The organism is Streptococcus urinalis 2285-97, from assembly GCF_000188055.2.
Classification (GTDB): domain Bacteria; phylum Bacillota; class Bacilli; order Lactobacillales; family Streptococcaceae; genus Streptococcus; species Streptococcus urinalis.
The window spans coordinates 758692-774861 of record NZ_AEUZ02000001.1; the positions used below are offsets into that span (position 1 = coordinate 758692).

Here is a 16170-nt window from a genome sequence, read left to right on the forward strand (position 1 = left end):
GGGCGGAAAGGAGGGAGGATATGACAGTTGTTGATAAAATTTTTCGTGGTGATAAATGGTTTATACCTAAACCTAAAATTAGCTATACAAAACCTATGAATATTATAGTTTTTAGTAAACAAGAAAGATTTGATTTGTTTTTATTTGAAGCTCATAACTTTGATGAGGTATTTAAACAATTTGAAGAAGAGAAATTCAAGCCTTATAAATACACAGCTTGGGCATCAATAGACGAAACAATAATAAAGCTATTTAATTTTTAAATAATCAATTAATTTATAAATTTTATTTATTTGATTTCTGAAATTATCTTGTTTCCAAAATGTATTTTCTTCTCTAACTCGCCCATTGATTTCTCTGTAACAGTTAGTTGTTACGTGTGGTGAGGGATTGAATGGAAAAACATAGAACTTTTTAGAAGTTTGCACCTCTAAAAAATAATTTGACTTTACAGTATTAGGGAATCTAAACACAAAATTATTAGCGTAAGTCGAATATGGGGGAATGATAAAAGGTACATAGCCATATTTGAAATTTGATGACTTTACCTCGTGACTTTTTAATAATTCTCCATAATTTGATGCTTCGAATTGAAGTTTTTTCTCAGTGATAGTTAACCCTTCAATTGTAATTGGGCTGGAAGATTCATTAATAAATGTGATTTTAACAATCATTTCCAATTCTTCAAGATTGAATTCCGCTTTCTGATTTGAAACTCCGAGTCTGAATGTAGATTTATATAATGGAACAATAAATGAAAAAAACGAAATCAAAATCGATATTAAAGATATTACTAACGCCAACAATCGCTTCACCTCGACATTTTTATTTCAATTATACCACAGAAAGGAGGTGGGGGAATGCAACAAATTTCGCTAAGAGCACTACGAGTAAATTATAATTTATCAGCTAAAGAAGTTGCCAAAACTTTAGAAATTCATTATCAAACTTTGTTGAAATATGAAAATGATAGCAGTAAAATTCCTCATGATTTGTTAAAAAAATTAGCTGATTTTTATAACGTTGATACGAATTATATTTTTTTAGGCAAAAAATACGAATTAATTCAAAACTAACACAACACTAGAAAGGACAATATGAATGAAGTAACTTTATCAAACAACTTGCAACAAATTGAATTAGAGATCAACCACCATAAAAACATCGCTGGTCAGTCCATTTGGGAAATTGGTCGCAGGTTGAAACATGTTAAAGAGAACGACTTAGCGCATGGGCAATTTATGGAATGGCTTGGAAAACTCGGAATAAATCAACCCGAAGCTAATCGCATGATGAAAGTGGCGAATGAACTTCCAAATTCTTCAACGTTGAGTAATTTAGGTAGCACAGCCCTCTATCTCATCGCCACTCTTCCAGACGAAGCTAAGCAAGAACAGATTGAACGGATTGAAAGTGGCGATAACCCAACTGTCAGAGAGTTGCAAGAAATCAAGCGAGAGAACAACCGACTAAAAGCTGAAAATGCCCGTTTGGAGCAACAAAAAGAGAATTTAGCAGAGCAAACCTTGAGTGCTAAAATCGTTGAAAAAGAAGTTATCAAAGAAGTTATTCCTGATGATTATGAATCAACGAAGTCACTTAATTCAGACTTACTGAAAAAGAATAAACAACTTTCCAAAACGCTTGAAGAAACTGAATGGGAACTCGATAGCAAAAAACTGGAATTAGCGACAATAAAATTGGAGTCACAACGAGCTATTGAAGTAACAGACCAAATTCGTCATCTCGAGGGCAAAAAAGAAAAACTTGAGAACCTTGTCACTTCAATAAGTGAGCTATCTTCAATTATCAGTGATGTGCAAAACTTCTTTGATACGAAAATGGCACCGCTTCGTTTTAAGCCGATTATCAACAATGTTAATGCGCATTATTCAGTTACAGAAGTGACCAAGATGGTTAACACAGTCCAGTCTTGGTGTGATGAAATGTACAAAATCATTCCATCCGGGAATAGAAAAATTATAGAAGAGGTAATAATCAATGAGTAAAGAATTATCAAAAATGAACGAAAAAGACGCTCTTGAAGTCGTCAAAGGAATGACGCTTGAAGATATGATGATTGAGGTTTTATCTTCTCAAAAGCAAGTAAAAGCTTCCCAAGAAGCCATTAAAAAAGATGTTGAAGAAGTTCGGTCTTTAGCAATTGAAATTGATAAAAAAGTCCACATCGACGATGTAGAAGCTAGTGAAATCAAAAGTATTATCAGCAAACAAGCTTATGGTTTTGCTAAAGAATATTTTGAGGCATCAGGTAAAATCGCTAGTCAAAACCTATTTGCATCTAAAAAAGGTCAGTTCATCCGTTTGCAACATTCACATTTGAAACATCACTTCAACGTTACGAAATATACGCATATTAAGCATACTGATGCAGAAAAAGCGTTCTCTTATTTAAAATCACTAACATTTGACAGTTTCTCATTGTTTGAAATTCGTGAAACACCAAAACAAAAAGAAATTATCGCTTTAGAAAAAGGCGATGTAGCTTAGAAAGGAATCACATGGAACTAACAATCGCACAAAGTCTGACTGTAATAGCAATATTATTCCCTTTGCTGATTATGCTACTTAAGTCAGACAACACTTACACAATTGAGGTAGTGGAAGAAGAAGAAGAAATTGAACGTAATCCATACTATGGAGCGTATATGCAAAATCAAAGTGTATATCACTAAGGAGAATAAAATGACAAAACTTTTAAAAGAAATTAGAGATTTACTAAAAGAAATCCTAGATGAATTAAAAGAACCTATCGATTTAAAGATAGATTCCGATGAATTTGCTAAACATCTTAGAACTAATATTCCAAAGGATAAAGTAATAACAATTGATGAATTACCTAAAAGATATCCAGAAATTGATTAGAAATATTTTCAATAAACTTTATCTTAGGAGAAACAAGTAATTCTTTTCTAGGGTTATCTGTCATACTACCTTTCCAATATTTATTTGCCGCAAATGAAGTGAGAACTGGAGAAAATGCCTGAAGCCCAAAAACATCTCCGCCTGCCAGATAATTTGAGTCAAGTTCAATGACACTTGAATCTAAAGTATCAATTTTCCAAATAAAAAAAGGAATATTCCTAGCTTGAAAAGTAGGTAGCCATATTTTTAAATCTTCAATAGATTTTGTAGCAAATATAGACTGAAAACGAGATGGCAAATCCGGGAAATTTAATCTTCGTTCATATTCATAAATTGTTTCATAGACTATCATGCCAGCATTTTGTGTATTTGAACGTTGTGGATACAAATAATTACCCCAACGAGATAACCCTTCTGGATAGATATCAGTAATAATGTGTTTCATATCATCTCGAATAATTGATAAATCAGGATCTAATAGTTCATAAATCTGATTAATTTCAACAGTATCATGAGTGATGTGATAAGCAATCATATAATCACCTTCTTTCGAGATGATTATACCAAAAAAAGCCACTGCGGGAACAGTGACTTACCAAAATTAAATTACTTAAATTATACCATGAAAGGAGACGTCGTGCTAGCAAAATTAAAAAGTGGCATTGAAGTGCCTTATGAAGAGTTGTGGTTGAACGATAATGATCTAGCTGAATTTATCGGCAAGTCAGTTGACCAAACGCAAAGAATGCTAAGAAAAATGAGGAGAGACCGCAAGTATCGAAAATATGTCGATAAGGTCGGTGGCAGGTCAACCAAGGTTAAAAAATTTGAAGAATGGAGACAAACACAAAATGAAAAAATTATTTAATTGGATATTTGCAAAACCAAAAGAAGAGCCAGAAGTTATTACATATCGAATTGTAAAGCCTGAAAATTATGAATTTAAATTTGAACAAGAAAACTCAAGACCTTATGAAGAATATCACAAATATATGGTCGGCGTAATGATGCGAGGTGCTAAATGAACAGGCTTAAGCAACTGCGTGAGGAAAAGCACTTAAACACATTCGAGTTAGTCGAAAGCATTCGACATATCGCACCAACTATGACAGCTAAAGATTGGATAGATTACGAAAACAACGGACTTCCAAACAAGCGTAACGACGAGTTTTGGCAAAAGGTTGCTGATTATTTCGGTGTTGAATTAGGTTACTTATACGGTTATACAAAAATTCCAAACGAAGATTACATTGTTGAATTGCAAGAAGTCTTGCATCATGAGTATGAGTTGAAGTTAGAAAATAAAAAACTTGAAAAGAATTTTAAAGAAGCGTTAGCTGAGAATGACGCAAAAGATAAGCGAATTGCTGAACTTGAAAATAGTCTTAATTGTGTAATTGATGAACTAAAAGGTCTGATCACTAGAAATGGAGCAAATGCAAATGAAAGATGAGTTAATTTTGGAATTAAAAAAATCTGTTAGAGCTATTGATGTATTGTTCAGAGAAAACAAAACAAAGGCGCTAACAGAATATGGACATGGTGTTTATGATATGGCTAAAAGGATTATAGTTACTTGGAAATAGAGCTTTTATGCTTACAAGAGCAATTAGAAAGGATTTAAATGTACATAGACGAAGTAGAAAACAATTTGTTTTATCAGTTTCCGCAATGGTTATTAGAAGAACCATACAACACTTTAAGTGATAAAGCAAAATTAGTATATATGCTTTTATTCGATAGACGATCATTATCAGTACAAAATAAATGGTTTGATGAAAATGGAAAAGTATATATGTATTTCACAAACGAGCAATTCATGGAAATACTTAAATGCTCAAATAAAACAATAGTAAAAGCAAAAAAAGAATTGCACGATTTAAAATTATTGAATGAAGTTAGGCAAGGTATAAATAAGCCTAATCGCTTGTATATCAATGGAAGTGTAGAAAGTACACGTCAAGAAGTGTATAAAGTACACAATGGAAGTGTAGAAAGTACACGTCAAGAAGTGTATAAAGTACACACAATCAATACTAATAATATCAATACTAATATATCTAATTATGATGATAAAGAGAATAGATTTTTTGAACAACTAGAGAATCTTTGGGGAAAACAATTCAATGGTTACGAAGTGCAAAAAATGAACTATTACTTATTAGAAGAAAAAATTTCTAATGATTTACTGAAAAAAGCTATTGAAGTGTCATTAGCTAATGGTGCTAGAAATATGAATTATATTTCAGCTGTATTAGATAACTGGATTGATAATAATATCACGACTATTGAACAAGTTGAATCAGACCAAAAACTTAGAAAGTCTAATAAAGAAAAAGGCTATTACCAAAAAGCAAAAGGTCAACGCTTCTCACAAGCTGAACTAGACGAACTTAAAAAACCCGATCCAAAATATGGTTTTTAGGGGGTGATTAGTTGGTATTACAACAAATGATGAGAGCTATTGGTGATGGAACAAGAAAAGGCATGTTAGTAAGTGGCTATCTAGTAGATACTGGAAAAATATGCGAAATACATAATACACCTATTTATTTACGAACTAGACCCAGAGGAACTGAAAGCGAGTTTTGTTGGGATTGTCAACAAAAAGCAATAGATAATAAAAAGAATGCGGTTGATATTGCTTATCAGAATCAAGCTATCTTAGCTGGAGGTTATGCAGTTTTTAAACGTGAAAGCATTTTATCAGCAGAAATCGCAAAAGCGAATTTTCAAAATTTCAAGGTTGAAAATGAAACAGATGAAAAAGCACTAAACTATGCTGAAAGGCTAGTCAGAGATTACTCAAAAGATATGGTAGGCAATGCAGTTATCAAGGGTAATGCTGGAGTTGGTAAAAGTCATCTAAGTATGTCAATAGCTAAACAATTGAATGAAACTTTTAAATCATATAACGAAAAGAAAAGTGTGCTATTCATATCAGTTTCTAGGCTAGTCCAGTTAGTCCAAGACTCATTTAATCAAAAAGATTCTAAATACACACAAGAGAGAATGACAAAGTTACTGACTGAATGTGATTATCTTGTTTTAGATGATTTAGGAAAAGAGTCAACAACTGGCAATAATGTCAAGCCAGCTAGTGACTGGACATATAGATTCTTATTCAACATCTTAGACAGTCGAGAAACAACCATTATCAATACAAATTTTTCCGTTAAGGAATTGCAGCGTATATATGATAAACCTTTCACCGATAGAATTTTAAAAGGTGCTAAAAATAATATCTTCTCATATCCCGAAAATGCAGAAAGTAAGAGGTACTAAGTGATTAATGAATTAATAAATACTTATGGAATTAACAAAGAACACGCTCAAAAGATTATGCAATTAGACGAGCATAGCAGAAAAGCTAAGCTAGCAGAATTAAGTGACTGGCTAAAAAGTCCAGTAATAAAATTTGAGGTCAAAAATGGATAGTAATAGAGAGAAAAACATCAGAGAAAGATCAAAAAAAGAAATTGAACTATTTGACATCTATCTTGATGAAACAACGTTACAACTTAGTAATAGGCTAGAACCTAATGAAATTTTAGAAGTAGCAAGTGCAGCTTTTTTAGGAGCGAGCTTAACAGATTTAAACAATACATTAGAGTTGCTTTATGATGAATTACCAAAAGAAAGGGAAAAACAACATGTCATTACTATATGAATTAAAAGGTATCTATGAACAATTAGAGTTAATGGAGCTAGATGAAGAAACATTTCAAAACACACTTGACAGCATTGATTTTCAAGAAGATTTAGAGGATAACTTAGACTATTTTGCAAAACTTTTAGCAAACATTGAAGCAAAAATTGATGCTTATAAGAAGGCTAAAAATGATTTTTATAATAAACAAAAATCAGAAGAAGTCAGAAAAGAAAAAATTAAAGAAAAAATCAATAGCATCATGAGAATGTCAAACAAAAAGAAAATTGAAACAGAACTTTTTAAAATATCAACTCGTGACACAAAAGTAGTCAACATTATTGATGAAACTAAAATACCTCTAAAATTCATGAACGAAACAATCAAATATACACCTATCAAAAAAGCTATTAAAGAAGCTATTGAGAATGGTGAAGTGATTGAAGGAGCTGAACTCGGACAGAATGAAAGCGTGGTAATCAAATGATAAATAAATCTGAAAGCATTAGTGCATTAAGCAAAGCACTAGTAAAAACACAAAAGGAAATGAAACAACCACTTAAAGATGCAAACAACCCATTTTTTAAGAGTAAATATGTACCGCTTGAAAATGTTGTAGAAAGTGTCATAGAAAGTGCATCTAAAAACGGGCTAGCATTTACTCAATATCCATCACAAGATGAAAACGGGCTTGTTACAGTAGGGACTATTATGCTGCATGACAGTGGGGAATATATGGAATTCCCGCCTATTAAAGTCAAGCCAGTTAAGAACGACCCGCAAGCTATTGGCTCAGCGATTACATATTCTAAACGATACGCATTAAGTGCAATCTTTGGAATCACAAGTGATCAAGATGATGACGGAAATGAGGCATCTAAACCAGTAAAAAAGCAACAAAGTAGTCAACAGCAAAATCAAAGAATAAGCAAAGAACTAGTAAAAGCTTATGAAGATAATATTCAAAAAGTAGTTGAAATTATTGGAAAACACGATGGAAGCATAATGAGATGGTTTTTAGAAAATCTAAAAGTAGCAAAAATTGAACAAATAACAGTAAACCAACAACAAGAAGCTGACAAATTAATAAATGATTTAATAAAAGGAGCAAATAAAAATGGACATTAAAAATAAAGGCTATATTAACTTCAATGAAAAAATCAACAAAAAAACTGACAAATTTATGACGGCATCAATGAGTTTTGCAAATGGGAAAGATGACGCTGGTAATTGGAAAAATGACTATATTCAAGCTATGGTTTTTGCAGATAAAATCAGCGAACTTGAAGCACATATTGGACAATTATCAGAAGTCGAAGGATATTTCAGACTAAACGAATACAATGATAAAAAATATCCACAATTAATCATTACCGAATTTACTGACGGAATTGAAGCACAACCATCAGTATTTGAAAATGTTAAACAAATAGAAGTGGATGAATTAGACCTGCCATTTTAAGAGGTGATGGCATGGCTGATAGATATAGACAAAGATTATATGCCATATATGATGATGAAGTTTTTATCGATGTAGGTACTAAAAAAGAATTATCTGAAAGGCTTGGAATTAAAGAAAAGACAATAACTTTTCTAAGCAGCCCAACATACAAAAAAAGAAATCATAAAAGAGAAGCAGTTTTCATAGGATATGAGGATGAAATTTGAGTAAATTGAATATACCAATAGAGCCTAAGCCACAGATGAGACCACGATTTAGTAAGTTTGGAACATATGAAAACCCAGATATGGCAAAGTGGCGAAAAAGAGTCACACAATACATTATAGAAAACTATGATGGGGACTATTTTGATGGTGCAACTAGTGTAGAAGTTACTTTCTACATGAAAGCACCTAAAACGGTCTCTAAAGAGCCTACACAACGTTCCAGAAGTAAGGCTAGACAAATATATCAGAATTTCATAAGCGAGCGTATATGGCACGATAAAAAAATTGACATAGATAATCTAATTAAAGCAGTTTTTGACTCAATTAGTAAGTCAGAAATTGTATGGAAAGATGACAATTTAGTATGCGAATTACACGCAAAAAAACTGTATAGTCCAAACCCAAGAATAGAAATGGAGATAACACAAATTGACATTAATTGATGAATTTTGTAGTGAATTTGATGGTCATTATGTTAAACGATTAAGGGAACATTTTGACGATGAAAAAGATGTGCAGCGTTTAAAGCTATCTATAAATAATTGTCGATATAACAGATATATCGCAACACCGAAAGTTTTATGGCAATTGAGACCACTTATAAATGCAGATAAGTTTGATGAGTACATGCAATATTCAATTAACAACGCTAAATATGACCTAGATCAAAATAGTCATGTTATTGAAGAATGGGAAGCATTAAAACAGGGCATAGATAGAAAAATTTATCGTAAAGAATTAAGAAAAAAATATCTTGCTAGAGCAATAGAAATGGGATTGTAAATGTTTTTAGATGTTATTGAGTGGATAGAAGAGGTGGTTGAATGACTGAAGAACTAATAAAACCGCTGCTAGATACGATAAAGAGACAAGATGACAGGCTGTATAAACAGGCTGACGTAATCGTCATCTTAATGACAGCGGTTCTTATGTTACTGATGATAAGTATAGCCTTACAAAACCACTATGAACCGCAAATTACAGGATTGCGGACACAGCTAAGTAGGACACAAAAGCAGCTTAAACGCGCTAGCGAGGATAGAGATAGACAGACAAAAAGAATTGCAGAATTAACAGGTAATGGGGGATAAAAAATGAATTGGAAACATACTTATTTAAAACCAAACAAAAATGGATTTTTTCAATGGTGCGGAGATTTACCTGATTATGATGTCCCACTATTAGTTTATGCAGATGGATACTTTCATATTGATACTTTTATTTATGGAGATGGCGAGGCAGAGCTAGAAGAAAGTTTTGCAAATGATTTTTACTGGTGCGAGCTAGAAGTACCAGATACTGGAAATGGGGGATAGGTTATGACTAGAGAAGAAGTTATAGAAAAGTACAAATCAGGTTTTGTAGTATACCACAATAAACATCACATGTGTGATGAGGAGTGGCTTTTAGACGAAGGAACTTCTACTGAGGACACCCTAGTGTTTTTAGGATATGACGCAAACCTTTTCCCTTTCCCCGATTGGAAAGAATTTGATGAAGCTAATGAATGGCATAGAAAACGGAAAGAAGCGTGTAACAAAAGAACAGTTGGTTTCAGAGGTGTAGTTTATATGGATAAAGTAAGTGTTACAGAAATCAACGAAAGAGGTAGCAAATGAATATTGAAGAAGCGAAACAAGCGATTAAAAGAGATTTAGCAGATGTTGTCATTAAACAGTCAGGAATTTTTAATATTCTCGACCAAATCGAACTAGACCAACCAAAAACAGTCTTAAAAAAAGAACATGCAGAATGGTTGGAGGAATTGAAGAATGAATTTCCTTACAATTTACCTAACCAACTTTACCACATAACGAGACAAGGTTGGGGTTATGGATTAGTATTTGAATCTAATACAGGACAAAAAATAAAAATCAGTAACCTTGATGATGGAAAACTAAAGAAAGATTTAGTTAACGCTCTTATTTACGGATACACAGTCCAAAAAGAGAAGTTGTATGTTGTTGAGATTCCAAATCCGAACGTAAAAGGTGACAATAAAATATTTTTGTGCAAGGATGATAACGCTGGGAAAATATTAATTTGCAAAGGAAAATTCAATCCATATAAAAATAAATGTTTATGGCTCACAGAAACAGAAATCCGCAAAGATTTCGACTGGGCTTGGCAGTTTAGAGAAGAGGTAGAATAGAATGACAGTTGAATTTAAAATAGTTATAGATAAGCTTACGTTTATAAGTAGTTACAATAGCTCAAGGGAAGAACTAGAATACCTCGTTGCTAACTCTGTAAAACGTAAAAAAATGTTTTCTGTAAACACAAAAAACGGGAAAATACTGATAAACCCAAACAAGATAAATTATGTTGAAATTAATGAGGTTACGGAATGATTTTTTTAGCTGGCTTACTAGCCGCAATAGTAGTCGCGTTTTTGTTTTTAACAATAATGGTGTGGTATGTTTTAGTGGCAAAAATTATTGAGTATCTAATGGATTTATAACCCACGCAAGCGCTCAAGAGCCTGCAATGGCTCTGTGGGGTTAGGACCTGGAATCGTCCCTAAACTTACCCTAGAAGCCTTCAACCTTTTATCAGCTTTGTGGATTGTGAAAGGTCCACGAGGCATAGACCGAAATTAAAAAATAGAAACGAGCACCTCCTTACACCAAAAAAAAATCTAACGCAGATTATCGGCCATCTGTCATTATTCAAGGCGCTACTAATGCTTTAACACTGACATCGTGCGCCTGTGTCAAAATAAAAAACGGAAGAGAGGGCTTTTCTCCACAAAACAAAAAGACGTCCACACGGAACGCCTTCAGAAATATTATCAACACTAATATTATACCATACTGGGGGCTTTCATGACGTTTTTTCCAGAGATTGATATCCAAAAAACAAAATCCAATGCCAAGCGTAAATTGAGAGAGTATCCACGCTGGCGGAGGATAGCTAATGACGTAGATACTCAAAAAGTTACAGCTACTTACTCATTTGAGCCAAGGCAACCACATGGAGTCCCTAGCAAGCCTGTTGAGAGACTAGCGCTTAATCGTGTATCAGCAGAACAGGAATTGGATGCGATTGAGCAGGCTGTCAGTATGATACTAGAGCCAGAGAGACGCAGGATTTTGTATGACAAATACTTAGCGCCTTATAAAAAAGCGGACAAGGTTATTTATACAGAATTGTGTATGTCAGAAAGCTTTTACTATGACACGCTTGACATTGCTTTGCTAGCTTTTGCAGAGCTATATAGAGAGGGATCGTTGATTGTTGAGCAAGGAGTTTTTAGCTAGTTTTTATACAGTAAAAAGATAGTTGATACATATTTTTACATGTTATTATGGTACTATCAAAATAACAAGAAGAGATAACCATTTTACCCACTGACTATTTATTTAGTCGCCAACTTTAACTACAATCAAACTTGTTATTTTACTAAAGCTTAGTAGCTTTGCGTTAAAGGTGTTAAATTACTCGGTTGAACCGGTCGGGTAAGTCGCAAATGTGAAGAGAGTTGTTGAGACGTAAGGAAATGTCATATGCACGCATCTTATGATATTGCAGGTTCGAATCCTGCTATCTCAATTAAATTAGTCATCACTTATGTGGTGGCTTTTTATTATGGAAAAAAAGAACCACAATGTGGCTCTTATGCTTGTAATTTTAATTCAAGTGCTTCAGTAAGGACTTGAGAAAAGTTGAGGTTTTTATCTTCGGCTGCGTTGTTCAACCACTCAGGAATAGTCACGTTTTTGCGTACCTTCTTAGAGTGATATTTTTTCATGTAGGCAATCATATCAATGCCAATTAAAGCAATATCAGAACCAAGATACTGTTCTTTTAAATCAGAAACGGAGCTCGCCTTTGGATAGTCAGTATAATCCTCAAGGGCAAAACCTAAGACTTCGACAGCCATTTCGTAAGCTTCTTGAAAGTCTTCACCTTGAGTGATTGCTTCAGGGACATCTGGAAATGTAACCATGATATAATCTGAGTCTTGTGTGAATATAGCTGGATAAACTAACATAATAATTCTCCTTTGATTATTGTGAGATAAGCAAGCCATCTTGTTAAGCGGATTATTTCAAACCCGCTTGTTTTAAGATAGTATCTTCAAGACCCTTACCAAGGTCTTTATTGTGCATTGGAACGATTGTTTGGTGTCCTAAGTCATCACGAAGTTTTTTATGACTACCGTTTTGACTAATTTCATAAAACCCGTTCTTTTTAAGCAATTTAATCATTTGCTTAGGGGTCATTGGCATATTGCTTACCTCACTTTCTATACTTATATTATACACATAAAAGATATATTTGTCAAGCAAAATGCGCATAAAATACTTACTTTATTGAGGAGGAATTATGAGACCTAATAAATATCCATATGTTAAATCCCAATGGGATAAGAAAGTAAATACGGTGTATAAGGATGGCAAACCTTATGCGACTTTAGTTAGCTATTGGAGGAAGCATGCCACAGGTTAGGCGATGTAAAGCAGATAGATGTCACACATTAGTAGATCAGTCACATTATTTTTGTGATAGACATAGAGGTCAAGAAGAACGTTATATAGCTAAGCAAAATGAACGTGCTAGTCGTAGTAGATATAATAAGTATACACGCAATCGAAACAATCATAAGATAGAACAATATAAGTTCTATAGGTCTAAAGCTTGGGTTGATATGAGACAAGCAATACTAAATGAGCAATATTATTTATGCCAATACTGTATGGCTAATAGGAGAGTGACACCTAATAGTAAGACGGTGGACCACGTTACGCCTATAGAGATAGCGCCAGAACTAAGATTACATAAGGATAACTTAGTAGTAACTTGTAGAGCTTGCCATAACATTAAAACGAAACTAGAGCAGGAAATATATGGTACGGGTCAGAATAATGAACATAAAAATACTGCTATTAGACTTTCTGTTAATCAATGGGCCAAATTAATAGCCCGAAATCAAGACGTTCGAGAAGGCATCTAAAATGCCCGTAGCGACGTTTTAAATGTTTCGTGTATAATAACATTCGAGACGGTTTAAAATTAACCCCCGGGCTACTTTTTTGGGCAAGGAGAGCCACGACAAGGTGTTTTCTTGTATCGCAGACCAATTTTTCAGATTTTTAAGGGGTGTCATGGGGGACGGATTAGGAGGTGAAGTTGCTTGGTTAAAAATCCTTATTATCGGCAGAACAAAGGGCGTTTACCCAGCGACCCTCCAAACTATTTAGGGACGGTTGCCAAGGAGGTTTGGCGCAAAATCGTTCCTTTTTTAGAAAGCACAGAGAAGGTCCAGCGCATTGATGTCTTTCTAGTGGAAACGTACTGCACGAACTACGAAATATACAAGGCAGCTTATGAAGACATCAAAGTAAACGGTATTCAGCAGGAAATAACAAAGCCTATCCAGGCGCAAGGTTCGGGCGAAATCTTGGGGGAACAGTCGCTTGGTTTTAGAAAGAATCCAGCCGTTGCTACAATGAAAGATGCAGTTGATACCCTAAACAGAATCGGTGTGCAACTGGGTCTAACGCCTAAAGGCCGTCAGGAGCTCATGGAAATCGCTGGGGAAGACACGAACAAGGTTTCAACCGCAGAAATGCTGAAAGAATTTTTAGGGAAATAAGTACCTTGGTTGGGTTGGTTGCACAGTCTACAACCTAAAATAGACAGGAAGAGATTAAGCGTCTTGCAACTGGCGTCTCAAAAAACGATAGGCGATAGAGGTTGAGCCTATCCTGCTAGCAAGTATCCTTTTAGCACTAGCAATTTCAGATGGTTTGAAGTGAGTGAGGGGGCACGCTGGACTTTTAATCCAGAAGCGCGGGTTCGAATCCCGCCGAACCATTTTAAAAGTGATGTTTAAAATTTTATCTTTAGGAGGTGAGGGAACATAACTAAAATTGATTTGACAAAAACAAAAGACGTAATCGGTGCTTATAAAAGTATTGATTTTTCTTTTGTCCAAAAAAAATACAAAGACGCAGGGACGCAATATTGTTTTGATGTATTAGACGAAAGAATAGTGACTGGATACTATATCAAGTTAGCTTGTTTCCGACACCTCCGAGACTTACAAAGGCAAGGTCAAGAGGATTTCCCTTATGTGTATTCTATTGACGCATTCAATCGCTTTTTAAAATTCTTGTCGTTGGTGCCTAACGTTGATGATTTAAGCCAAAAGCTAAAACCTATGAATTGGCAGTTGTTTATATTCAGCCAGCTCTTCGCATGGTTAGACTTAGACGGGTTGCCTAGATACGTAAACATCATTCTTTCAATGGCGCGCGCACAAGGTAAAACAATGATAGCGGGGATTAGCCTTAACTATTCTTTCTTGATTGAGACTATTGGGCTAAGTAACCAAGATTTCTTGGTGAGTTCCTTGAACTTTGAACAGACAATGAAGCTCTATACGTATGTTAAGTCTATGATGTCTCGCATTATTGAAAATGAACCATTTAAGTCGTTGGCTACCGAAATAGGCTTACAGCTTTATACTAGAGAAATAAAAGCAACCGCAGACAGCAATAGCATTCAAACCATTTCTTTTGAATCTGGGAAATTCGATAGTAAGCACTTTAAACTTGCGGTGGCTGATGAGGTCGGAGAGCTTCGCAGCGATGAGGGAATATCCAAAATAACTTCTGGGCAAGTCAATACAGAGGGGTCACGCTTTATTGAAATATCTACAGCGTATCAAGTGCCTAACGTACCTTTCCACAAAGAGCAGAAGAAACTCATTGAAATTATGGAGCGGGACTTTGACCGCGCAGGAGACGACCAGCTTTGCTTGATTTGGTCGCAGGATAGTCTAGAAGAAACATTCCAACCTGAAACTTGGTCGAAAAGCAATCCGCTTTTGAATCACCCAGAATTAAAAGACAGCCTTATGAAAGGATTACTTTCTGAACGTGACAAGAAAATGCTTATGAGTAAATTAGCAGATTTCCAAGTCAAGAATATGAATTGCTGGTTAAATGCTGATTCTAATAGCTTCTTAGATTTGAAAGATATAGAAAATGCGGTTATCCCTGAATTTGATATACGTGGTAAACGTGTCTATGTTGGTCTTGACGCTTCAATGTTTAGCGATAACACGGCAATTGGCTTTGTATATCCATATTTAGGAGAAGATGGTAGCCAAAAATGGCATATTGAGCAACACAGTTTCATTCCTTGGCAACAAGCGGGGTCGCTTGAAGCTAAAATGGAGCAGGATGGAGTGAATTACCGTGATTTAGAACAGAAAGGTTACTGTACCATCACAAGCCATCCGCAGGGGCTTATCAATCCCGAGGAAGTTTATAGCTGGTTTTTAGATTATGTTGAAGACAATGCACTTGACGTTGTCTTTTTTGGTTATGACGCTATGGGGGTATCTAAAATAATCAAAGCGTTAGAATCTAATACAAGTTTCCCTTTGATGCCAATTAGACAGCGTACCAGTGAATTAAAAGACCCTACTAAATTCCTTCAAACGCTATTTATCGAAGGCAATATTACACGCCTTGATGACGAAATCATGCGTAAAGCCTTGATAAATGCCGTTATCAAAGAGGACAACATCGGTATTCAAGTAGATAAAATGAAGTCAACGTATAAAATTGATGTAGTAGATGCGCTTATAGATGGTTTTTACGATGGGATGTATGCATTTGAAGACTATGCAATTACGAATAATCCCACATGGAAAGTAGAACATATGTCACAGGAAGCTGTTTTAAACTGGCTACAAAATCCTGATAGTGGCATGCTAGATGAATATTAGAGGTATAAAAGATATGATTGTAAAATTTTTTAAAGTAATTTGGGCAATTTTTGACATTATTATGTTTGTTTTGGCAGCAGTTACAGTTAATTTAACCACATATTATCAACAGCATATTGCATTTGGTATTAGTATGACAATTACTTTTATTTTAGCTGGTTTAATTAGTGAATTATTATCTGGGAAAAATATTAATAAATTGCCTGAATAGAAGGGGGAAATA

General features: G+C 34.5%; 34 protein-coding genes and 1 tRNA gene. 31 read left to right on the forward strand and 4 right to left on the reverse strand.

Annotation, left to right across the window (positions count from 1 at the left end; translation table 11 throughout):
* The first annotated feature begins 20 nt into the window (after positions 1-20).
* Complete coding sequence (locus STRUR_RS03810; protein WP_000219235.1) at positions 21-263, forward strand: hypothetical protein; 243 nt, start codon at positions 21-23, stop codon at positions 261-263.
* Here the strand turns inward: STRUR_RS03810 and STRUR_RS03815 are convergent.
* Positions 249-803 carry a hypothetical protein gene (locus tag STRUR_RS03815; RefSeq protein WP_001229685.1) on the reverse strand — a complete coding sequence of 185 codons (555 nt, stop codon included), beginning with the start codon at positions 801-803 and terminating at the stop codon, positions 249-251. The two genes, STRUR_RS03810 and STRUR_RS03815, sit on opposite strands and share 15 nt — an antisense overlap.
* A 57-nt stretch (positions 804-860) precedes the next feature.
* On the opposite strand from STRUR_RS03815, the gene STRUR_RS03820 reads away from it, so the two are divergent.
* Genes STRUR_RS03820 through STRUR_RS03835 form a run of 5 tightly spaced genes read left to right on the forward strand, consistent with a single transcriptional unit; the run spans position 861 to position 2886 of the window.
* Positions 861-1076, forward strand: coding sequence for a helix-turn-helix domain-containing protein (locus tag STRUR_RS03820; RefSeq protein WP_006738909.1), 216 nt, complete (start codon positions 861-863; stop codon positions 1074-1076).
* A 21-nt stretch (positions 1077-1097) separates the two neighbouring features.
* On the forward strand, positions 1098-2009 hold the full coding sequence (locus STRUR_RS03825) for a DUF3102 domain-containing protein (protein ID WP_006739389.1): 912 nt from the start codon (positions 1098-1100) through the stop codon (positions 2007-2009).
* The gene (locus tag STRUR_RS03830) at positions 2002-2511 is read left to right on the forward strand and encodes an ORF6C domain-containing protein (protein WP_006739549.1); all 510 of its coding nucleotides are present in this window, start codon (positions 2002-2004) and stop codon (positions 2509-2511) included. Before STRUR_RS03825 ends, STRUR_RS03830 begins: the two co-directional genes overlap by 8 nt.
* 11 nt (positions 2512-2522) lie before the next feature.
* The gene (locus tag STRUR_RS11700; protein WP_006740015.1) at positions 2523-2696 is read left to right on the forward strand and encodes a hypothetical protein; all 174 of its coding nucleotides are present in this window, start codon (positions 2523-2525) and stop codon (positions 2694-2696) included.
* 10 nt (positions 2697-2706) lie between these two features.
* Positions 2707-2886 (forward strand): hypothetical protein, encoded by a 180-nt coding sequence (locus STRUR_RS03835; protein WP_006740049.1) that lies wholly within the window; start codon positions 2707-2709, stop codon positions 2884-2886.
* Here STRUR_RS03835 and STRUR_RS03840 read toward each other — a convergent pair.
* The gene (locus STRUR_RS03840) at positions 2861-3421 is read right to left on the reverse strand and encodes a DUF2441 domain-containing protein (protein ID WP_006739582.1); all 561 of its coding nucleotides are present in this window, start codon (positions 3419-3421) and stop codon (positions 2861-2863) included. The genes STRUR_RS03835 and STRUR_RS03840 overlap by 26 nt on opposite strands.
* Positions 3422-3523: 102 nt before the next feature.
* Between STRUR_RS03840 and STRUR_RS03845 the strand changes: the two genes are divergently transcribed.
* From STRUR_RS03845 to STRUR_RS03930, 20 genes are all read left to right on the forward strand, one after another.
* Entirely contained in the window at positions 3524-3754 is a 231-nt protein-coding gene (locus STRUR_RS03845; protein ID WP_006738632.1) for a hypothetical protein, read from the forward strand.
* Positions 3738-3911, forward strand: a complete 174-nt coding sequence (locus STRUR_RS11705; RefSeq protein ID WP_006739094.1) for a hypothetical protein — start codon at positions 3738-3740, stop codon at positions 3909-3911. Before STRUR_RS03845 ends, STRUR_RS11705 begins: the two co-directional genes overlap by 17 nt.
* Positions 3908-4339 carry a hypothetical protein gene (locus STRUR_RS03850; protein ID WP_006740507.1) on the forward strand — a complete coding sequence of 144 codons (432 nt, stop codon included), beginning with the start codon at positions 3908-3910 and terminating at the stop codon, positions 4337-4339. The genes STRUR_RS11705 and STRUR_RS03850 overlap by 4 nt, the downstream gene beginning before the upstream one ends.
* Positions 4329-4472: a hypothetical protein gene (locus STRUR_RS11710; protein ID WP_006740098.1), complete on the forward strand. Its 144-nt coding sequence runs from the start codon at positions 4329-4331 to the stop codon at positions 4470-4472. Before STRUR_RS03850 ends, STRUR_RS11710 begins: the two co-directional genes overlap by 11 nt.
* 38 nt (positions 4473-4510) lie before the next feature.
* Positions 4511-5311 carry a DnaD domain protein gene (locus STRUR_RS03855; protein ID WP_006739502.1) on the forward strand — a complete coding sequence of 267 codons (801 nt, stop codon included), beginning with the start codon at positions 4511-4513 and terminating at the stop codon, positions 5309-5311.
* Positions 5312-5322: 11 nt separating this feature from the next.
* Positions 5323-6171 (forward strand): ATP-binding protein, encoded by an 849-nt coding sequence (locus STRUR_RS03860; protein WP_006739453.1) that lies wholly within the window; start codon positions 5323-5325, stop codon positions 6169-6171.
* On the forward strand, positions 6172-6324 hold the full coding sequence (locus STRUR_RS11715) for a hypothetical protein (protein WP_006738823.1): 153 nt from the start codon (positions 6172-6174) through the stop codon (positions 6322-6324). It begins immediately after the preceding gene.
* Positions 6317-6556: a hypothetical protein gene (locus STRUR_RS03865; RefSeq protein WP_006740365.1), complete on the forward strand. Its 240-nt coding sequence runs from the start codon at positions 6317-6319 to the stop codon at positions 6554-6556. The genes STRUR_RS11715 and STRUR_RS03865 overlap by 8 nt, the downstream gene beginning before the upstream one ends.
* Complete coding sequence (locus tag STRUR_RS03870; protein ID WP_006739152.1) at positions 6540-7022, forward strand: siphovirus Gp157 family protein; 483 nt, start codon at positions 6540-6542, stop codon at positions 7020-7022. Before STRUR_RS03865 ends, STRUR_RS03870 begins: the two co-directional genes overlap by 17 nt.
* Complete coding sequence (locus STRUR_RS03875; protein ID WP_006738591.1) at positions 7019-7663, forward strand: ERF family protein; 645 nt, start codon at positions 7019-7021, stop codon at positions 7661-7663. Before STRUR_RS03870 ends, STRUR_RS03875 begins: the two co-directional genes overlap by 4 nt.
* Positions 7653-7997 carry a hypothetical protein gene (locus STRUR_RS03880; RefSeq protein ID WP_006740124.1) on the forward strand — a complete coding sequence of 115 codons (345 nt, stop codon included), beginning with the start codon at positions 7653-7655 and terminating at the stop codon, positions 7995-7997. The genes STRUR_RS03875 and STRUR_RS03880 overlap by 11 nt, the downstream gene beginning before the upstream one ends.
* A gap of 11 nt (positions 7998-8008) precedes the next feature.
* On the forward strand, positions 8009-8203 hold the full coding sequence (locus tag STRUR_RS03885; RefSeq protein ID WP_006739915.1) for a hypothetical protein: 195 nt from the start codon (positions 8009-8011) through the stop codon (positions 8201-8203).
* On the forward strand, positions 8200-8646 hold the full coding sequence (locus STRUR_RS03890) for a RusA family crossover junction endodeoxyribonuclease (protein WP_006739605.1): 447 nt from the start codon (positions 8200-8202) through the stop codon (positions 8644-8646). Before STRUR_RS03885 ends, STRUR_RS03890 begins: the two co-directional genes overlap by 4 nt.
* Positions 8633-8986: a hypothetical protein gene (locus STRUR_RS03895; protein WP_006739257.1), complete on the forward strand. Its 354-nt coding sequence runs from the start codon at positions 8633-8635 to the stop codon at positions 8984-8986. Before STRUR_RS03890 ends, STRUR_RS03895 begins: the two co-directional genes overlap by 14 nt.
* 41 nt (positions 8987-9027) lie before the next feature.
* A complete protein-coding gene (locus STRUR_RS03900; RefSeq protein WP_006740509.1) occupies positions 9028-9294 on the forward strand; it encodes a hypothetical protein in 267 nt (88 codons plus the stop codon).
* A 3-nt stretch (positions 9295-9297) separates the two neighbouring features.
* The gene (locus STRUR_RS03905) at positions 9298-9519 is read left to right on the forward strand and encodes a hypothetical protein (protein ID WP_006738885.1); all 222 of its coding nucleotides are present in this window, start codon (positions 9298-9300) and stop codon (positions 9517-9519) included.
* Positions 9520-9522: 3 nt separating this feature from the next.
* On the forward strand, positions 9523-9822 hold the full coding sequence (locus STRUR_RS03910) for a hypothetical protein (RefSeq protein ID WP_006740398.1): 300 nt from the start codon (positions 9523-9525) through the stop codon (positions 9820-9822).
* The gene (locus tag STRUR_RS03915) at positions 9819-10355 is read left to right on the forward strand and encodes a DUF1642 domain-containing protein (RefSeq protein WP_006740126.1); all 537 of its coding nucleotides are present in this window, start codon (positions 9819-9821) and stop codon (positions 10353-10355) included. Before STRUR_RS03910 ends, STRUR_RS03915 begins: the two co-directional genes overlap by 4 nt.
* Before the next feature lies 1 nt (position 10356).
* Positions 10357-10554 carry a hypothetical protein gene (locus tag STRUR_RS03920; protein WP_006740510.1) on the forward strand — a complete coding sequence of 66 codons (198 nt, stop codon included), beginning with the start codon at positions 10357-10359 and terminating at the stop codon, positions 10552-10554.
* A gap of 474 nt (positions 10555-11028) precedes the next feature.
* Positions 11029-11463: an ArpU family phage packaging/lysis transcriptional regulator gene (locus STRUR_RS03930; protein WP_006739139.1), complete on the forward strand. Its 435-nt coding sequence runs from the start codon at positions 11029-11031 to the stop codon at positions 11461-11463.
* 356 nt (positions 11464-11819) lie between these two features.
* Here STRUR_RS03930 and STRUR_RS03935 read toward each other — a convergent pair whose 3' ends face one another.
* A complete protein-coding gene (locus STRUR_RS03935) occupies positions 11820-12197 on the reverse strand; it encodes a type II toxin-antitoxin system HicB family antitoxin (RefSeq protein WP_000964195.1) in 378 nt (125 codons plus the stop codon).
* Positions 12198-12249: 52 nt separating this feature from the next.
* The gene (locus STRUR_RS03940; RefSeq protein ID WP_001132272.1) at positions 12250-12435 is read right to left on the reverse strand and encodes a type II toxin-antitoxin system HicA family toxin; all 186 of its coding nucleotides are present in this window, start codon (positions 12433-12435) and stop codon (positions 12250-12252) included.
* A 206-nt stretch (positions 12436-12641) separates the two neighbouring features.
* Here STRUR_RS03940 and STRUR_RS12175 point away from each other — a divergent pair, with 206 nt between their 5' ends.
* From STRUR_RS12175 to STRUR_RS03965, 5 genes are all read left to right on the forward strand, one after another.
* Complete coding sequence (locus STRUR_RS12175) at positions 12642-13160, forward strand: HNH endonuclease (RefSeq protein WP_006739368.1); 519 nt, start codon at positions 12642-12644, stop codon at positions 13158-13160.
* Positions 13161-13340: 180 nt separating this feature from the next.
* A complete protein-coding gene (locus STRUR_RS03950) occupies positions 13341-13802 on the forward strand; it encodes a phage terminase small subunit P27 family (RefSeq protein WP_006740512.1) in 462 nt (153 codons plus the stop codon).
* Positions 13803-13952: 150 nt separating this feature from the next.
* Positions 13953-14024, forward strand: a tRNA-Lys gene (locus tag STRUR_RS03955).
* A 60-nt stretch (positions 14025-14084) separates the two neighbouring features.
* Positions 14085-15947, forward strand: coding sequence for a terminase large subunit (locus STRUR_RS03960; protein WP_006738819.1), 1863 nt, complete (start codon positions 14085-14087; stop codon positions 15945-15947).
* Positions 15937-16158: a DUF1056 family protein gene (locus STRUR_RS03965; protein ID WP_406874633.1), complete on the forward strand. Its 222-nt coding sequence runs from the start codon at positions 15937-15939 to the stop codon at positions 16156-16158. The genes STRUR_RS03960 and STRUR_RS03965 overlap by 11 nt, the downstream gene beginning before the upstream one ends.
* Positions 16159-16170 lie beyond the last annotated feature (12 nt).

Excerpts from the sequence above, each read along its gene's own strand:
- STRUR_RS03810 (WP_000219235.1), top strand. The coding sequence starts at position 21 with ATGACAGTTGTTGATAAAATTTTTCGTGGTGATAAATGGTTTATACCT.
- STRUR_RS03820 (WP_006738909.1), top strand. The coding sequence starts at position 861 with ATGCAACAAATTTCGCTAAGAGCACTACGAGTAAATTATAATTTATCA.
- STRUR_RS03825 (WP_006739389.1), top strand. The coding sequence starts at position 1,098 with ATGAATGAAGTAACTTTATCAAACAACTTGCAACAAATTGAATTAGAG.
- STRUR_RS03830 (WP_006739549.1), top strand. The coding sequence starts at position 2,002 with ATGAGTAAAGAATTATCAAAAATGAACGAAAAAGACGCTCTTGAAGTC.
- STRUR_RS11700 (WP_006740015.1), top strand. The coding sequence starts at position 2,523 with ATGGAACTAACAATCGCACAAAGTCTGACTGTAATAGCAATATTATTC.
- STRUR_RS03835 (WP_006740049.1), top strand. The coding sequence starts at position 2,707 with ATGACAAAACTTTTAAAAGAAATTAGAGATTTACTAAAAGAAATCCTA.
- STRUR_RS03840 (WP_006739582.1), bottom strand. The coding sequence starts at position 3,421 with ATGATTGCTTATCACATCACTCATGATACTGTTGAAATTAATCAGATT.
- STRUR_RS11705 (WP_006739094.1), top strand. The coding sequence starts at position 3,738 with ATGAAAAAATTATTTAATTGGATATTTGCAAAACCAAAAGAAGAGCCA.
- STRUR_RS03850 (WP_006740507.1), top strand. The coding sequence starts at position 3,908 with ATGAACAGGCTTAAGCAACTGCGTGAGGAAAAGCACTTAAACACATTC.
- STRUR_RS11710 (WP_006740098.1), top strand. The coding sequence starts at position 4,329 with ATGAAAGATGAGTTAATTTTGGAATTAAAAAAATCTGTTAGAGCTATT.
- STRUR_RS03855 (WP_006739502.1), top strand. The coding sequence starts at position 4,511 with ATGTACATAGACGAAGTAGAAAACAATTTGTTTTATCAGTTTCCGCAA.
- STRUR_RS03865 (WP_006740365.1), top strand. The coding sequence starts at position 6,317 with ATGGATAGTAATAGAGAGAAAAACATCAGAGAAAGATCAAAAAAAGAA.
- STRUR_RS03870 (WP_006739152.1), top strand. The coding sequence starts at position 6,540 with ATGTCATTACTATATGAATTAAAAGGTATCTATGAACAATTAGAGTTA.
- STRUR_RS03875 (WP_006738591.1), top strand. The coding sequence starts at position 7,019 with ATGATAAATAAATCTGAAAGCATTAGTGCATTAAGCAAAGCACTAGTA.
- STRUR_RS03880 (WP_006740124.1), top strand. The coding sequence starts at position 7,653 with ATGGACATTAAAAATAAAGGCTATATTAACTTCAATGAAAAAATCAAC.
- STRUR_RS03885 (WP_006739915.1), top strand. The coding sequence starts at position 8,009 with ATGGCTGATAGATATAGACAAAGATTATATGCCATATATGATGATGAA.
- STRUR_RS03900 (WP_006740509.1), top strand. The coding sequence starts at position 9,028 with ATGACTGAAGAACTAATAAAACCGCTGCTAGATACGATAAAGAGACAA.
- STRUR_RS03905 (WP_006738885.1), top strand. The coding sequence starts at position 9,298 with ATGAATTGGAAACATACTTATTTAAAACCAAACAAAAATGGATTTTTT.
- STRUR_RS03910 (WP_006740398.1), top strand. The coding sequence starts at position 9,523 with ATGACTAGAGAAGAAGTTATAGAAAAGTACAAATCAGGTTTTGTAGTA.
- STRUR_RS03915 (WP_006740126.1), top strand. The coding sequence starts at position 9,819 with ATGAATATTGAAGAAGCGAAACAAGCGATTAAAAGAGATTTAGCAGAT.
- STRUR_RS03920 (WP_006740510.1), top strand. The coding sequence starts at position 10,357 with ATGACAGTTGAATTTAAAATAGTTATAGATAAGCTTACGTTTATAAGT.
- STRUR_RS03930 (WP_006739139.1), top strand. The coding sequence starts at position 11,029 with ATGACGTTTTTTCCAGAGATTGATATCCAAAAAACAAAATCCAATGCC.
- STRUR_RS03935 (WP_000964195.1), bottom strand. The coding sequence starts at position 12,197 with ATGTTAGTTTATCCAGCTATATTCACACAAGACTCAGATTATATCATG.
- STRUR_RS03940 (WP_001132272.1), bottom strand. The coding sequence starts at position 12,435 with ATGCCAATGACCCCTAAGCAAATGATTAAATTGCTTAAAAAGAACGGG.
- STRUR_RS12175 (WP_006739368.1), top strand. The coding sequence starts at position 12,642 with ATGCCACAGGTTAGGCGATGTAAAGCAGATAGATGTCACACATTAGTA.
- STRUR_RS03965 (WP_406874633.1), top strand. The coding sequence starts at position 15,937 with ATGAATATTAGAGGTATAAAAGATATGATTGTAAAATTTTTTAAAGTA.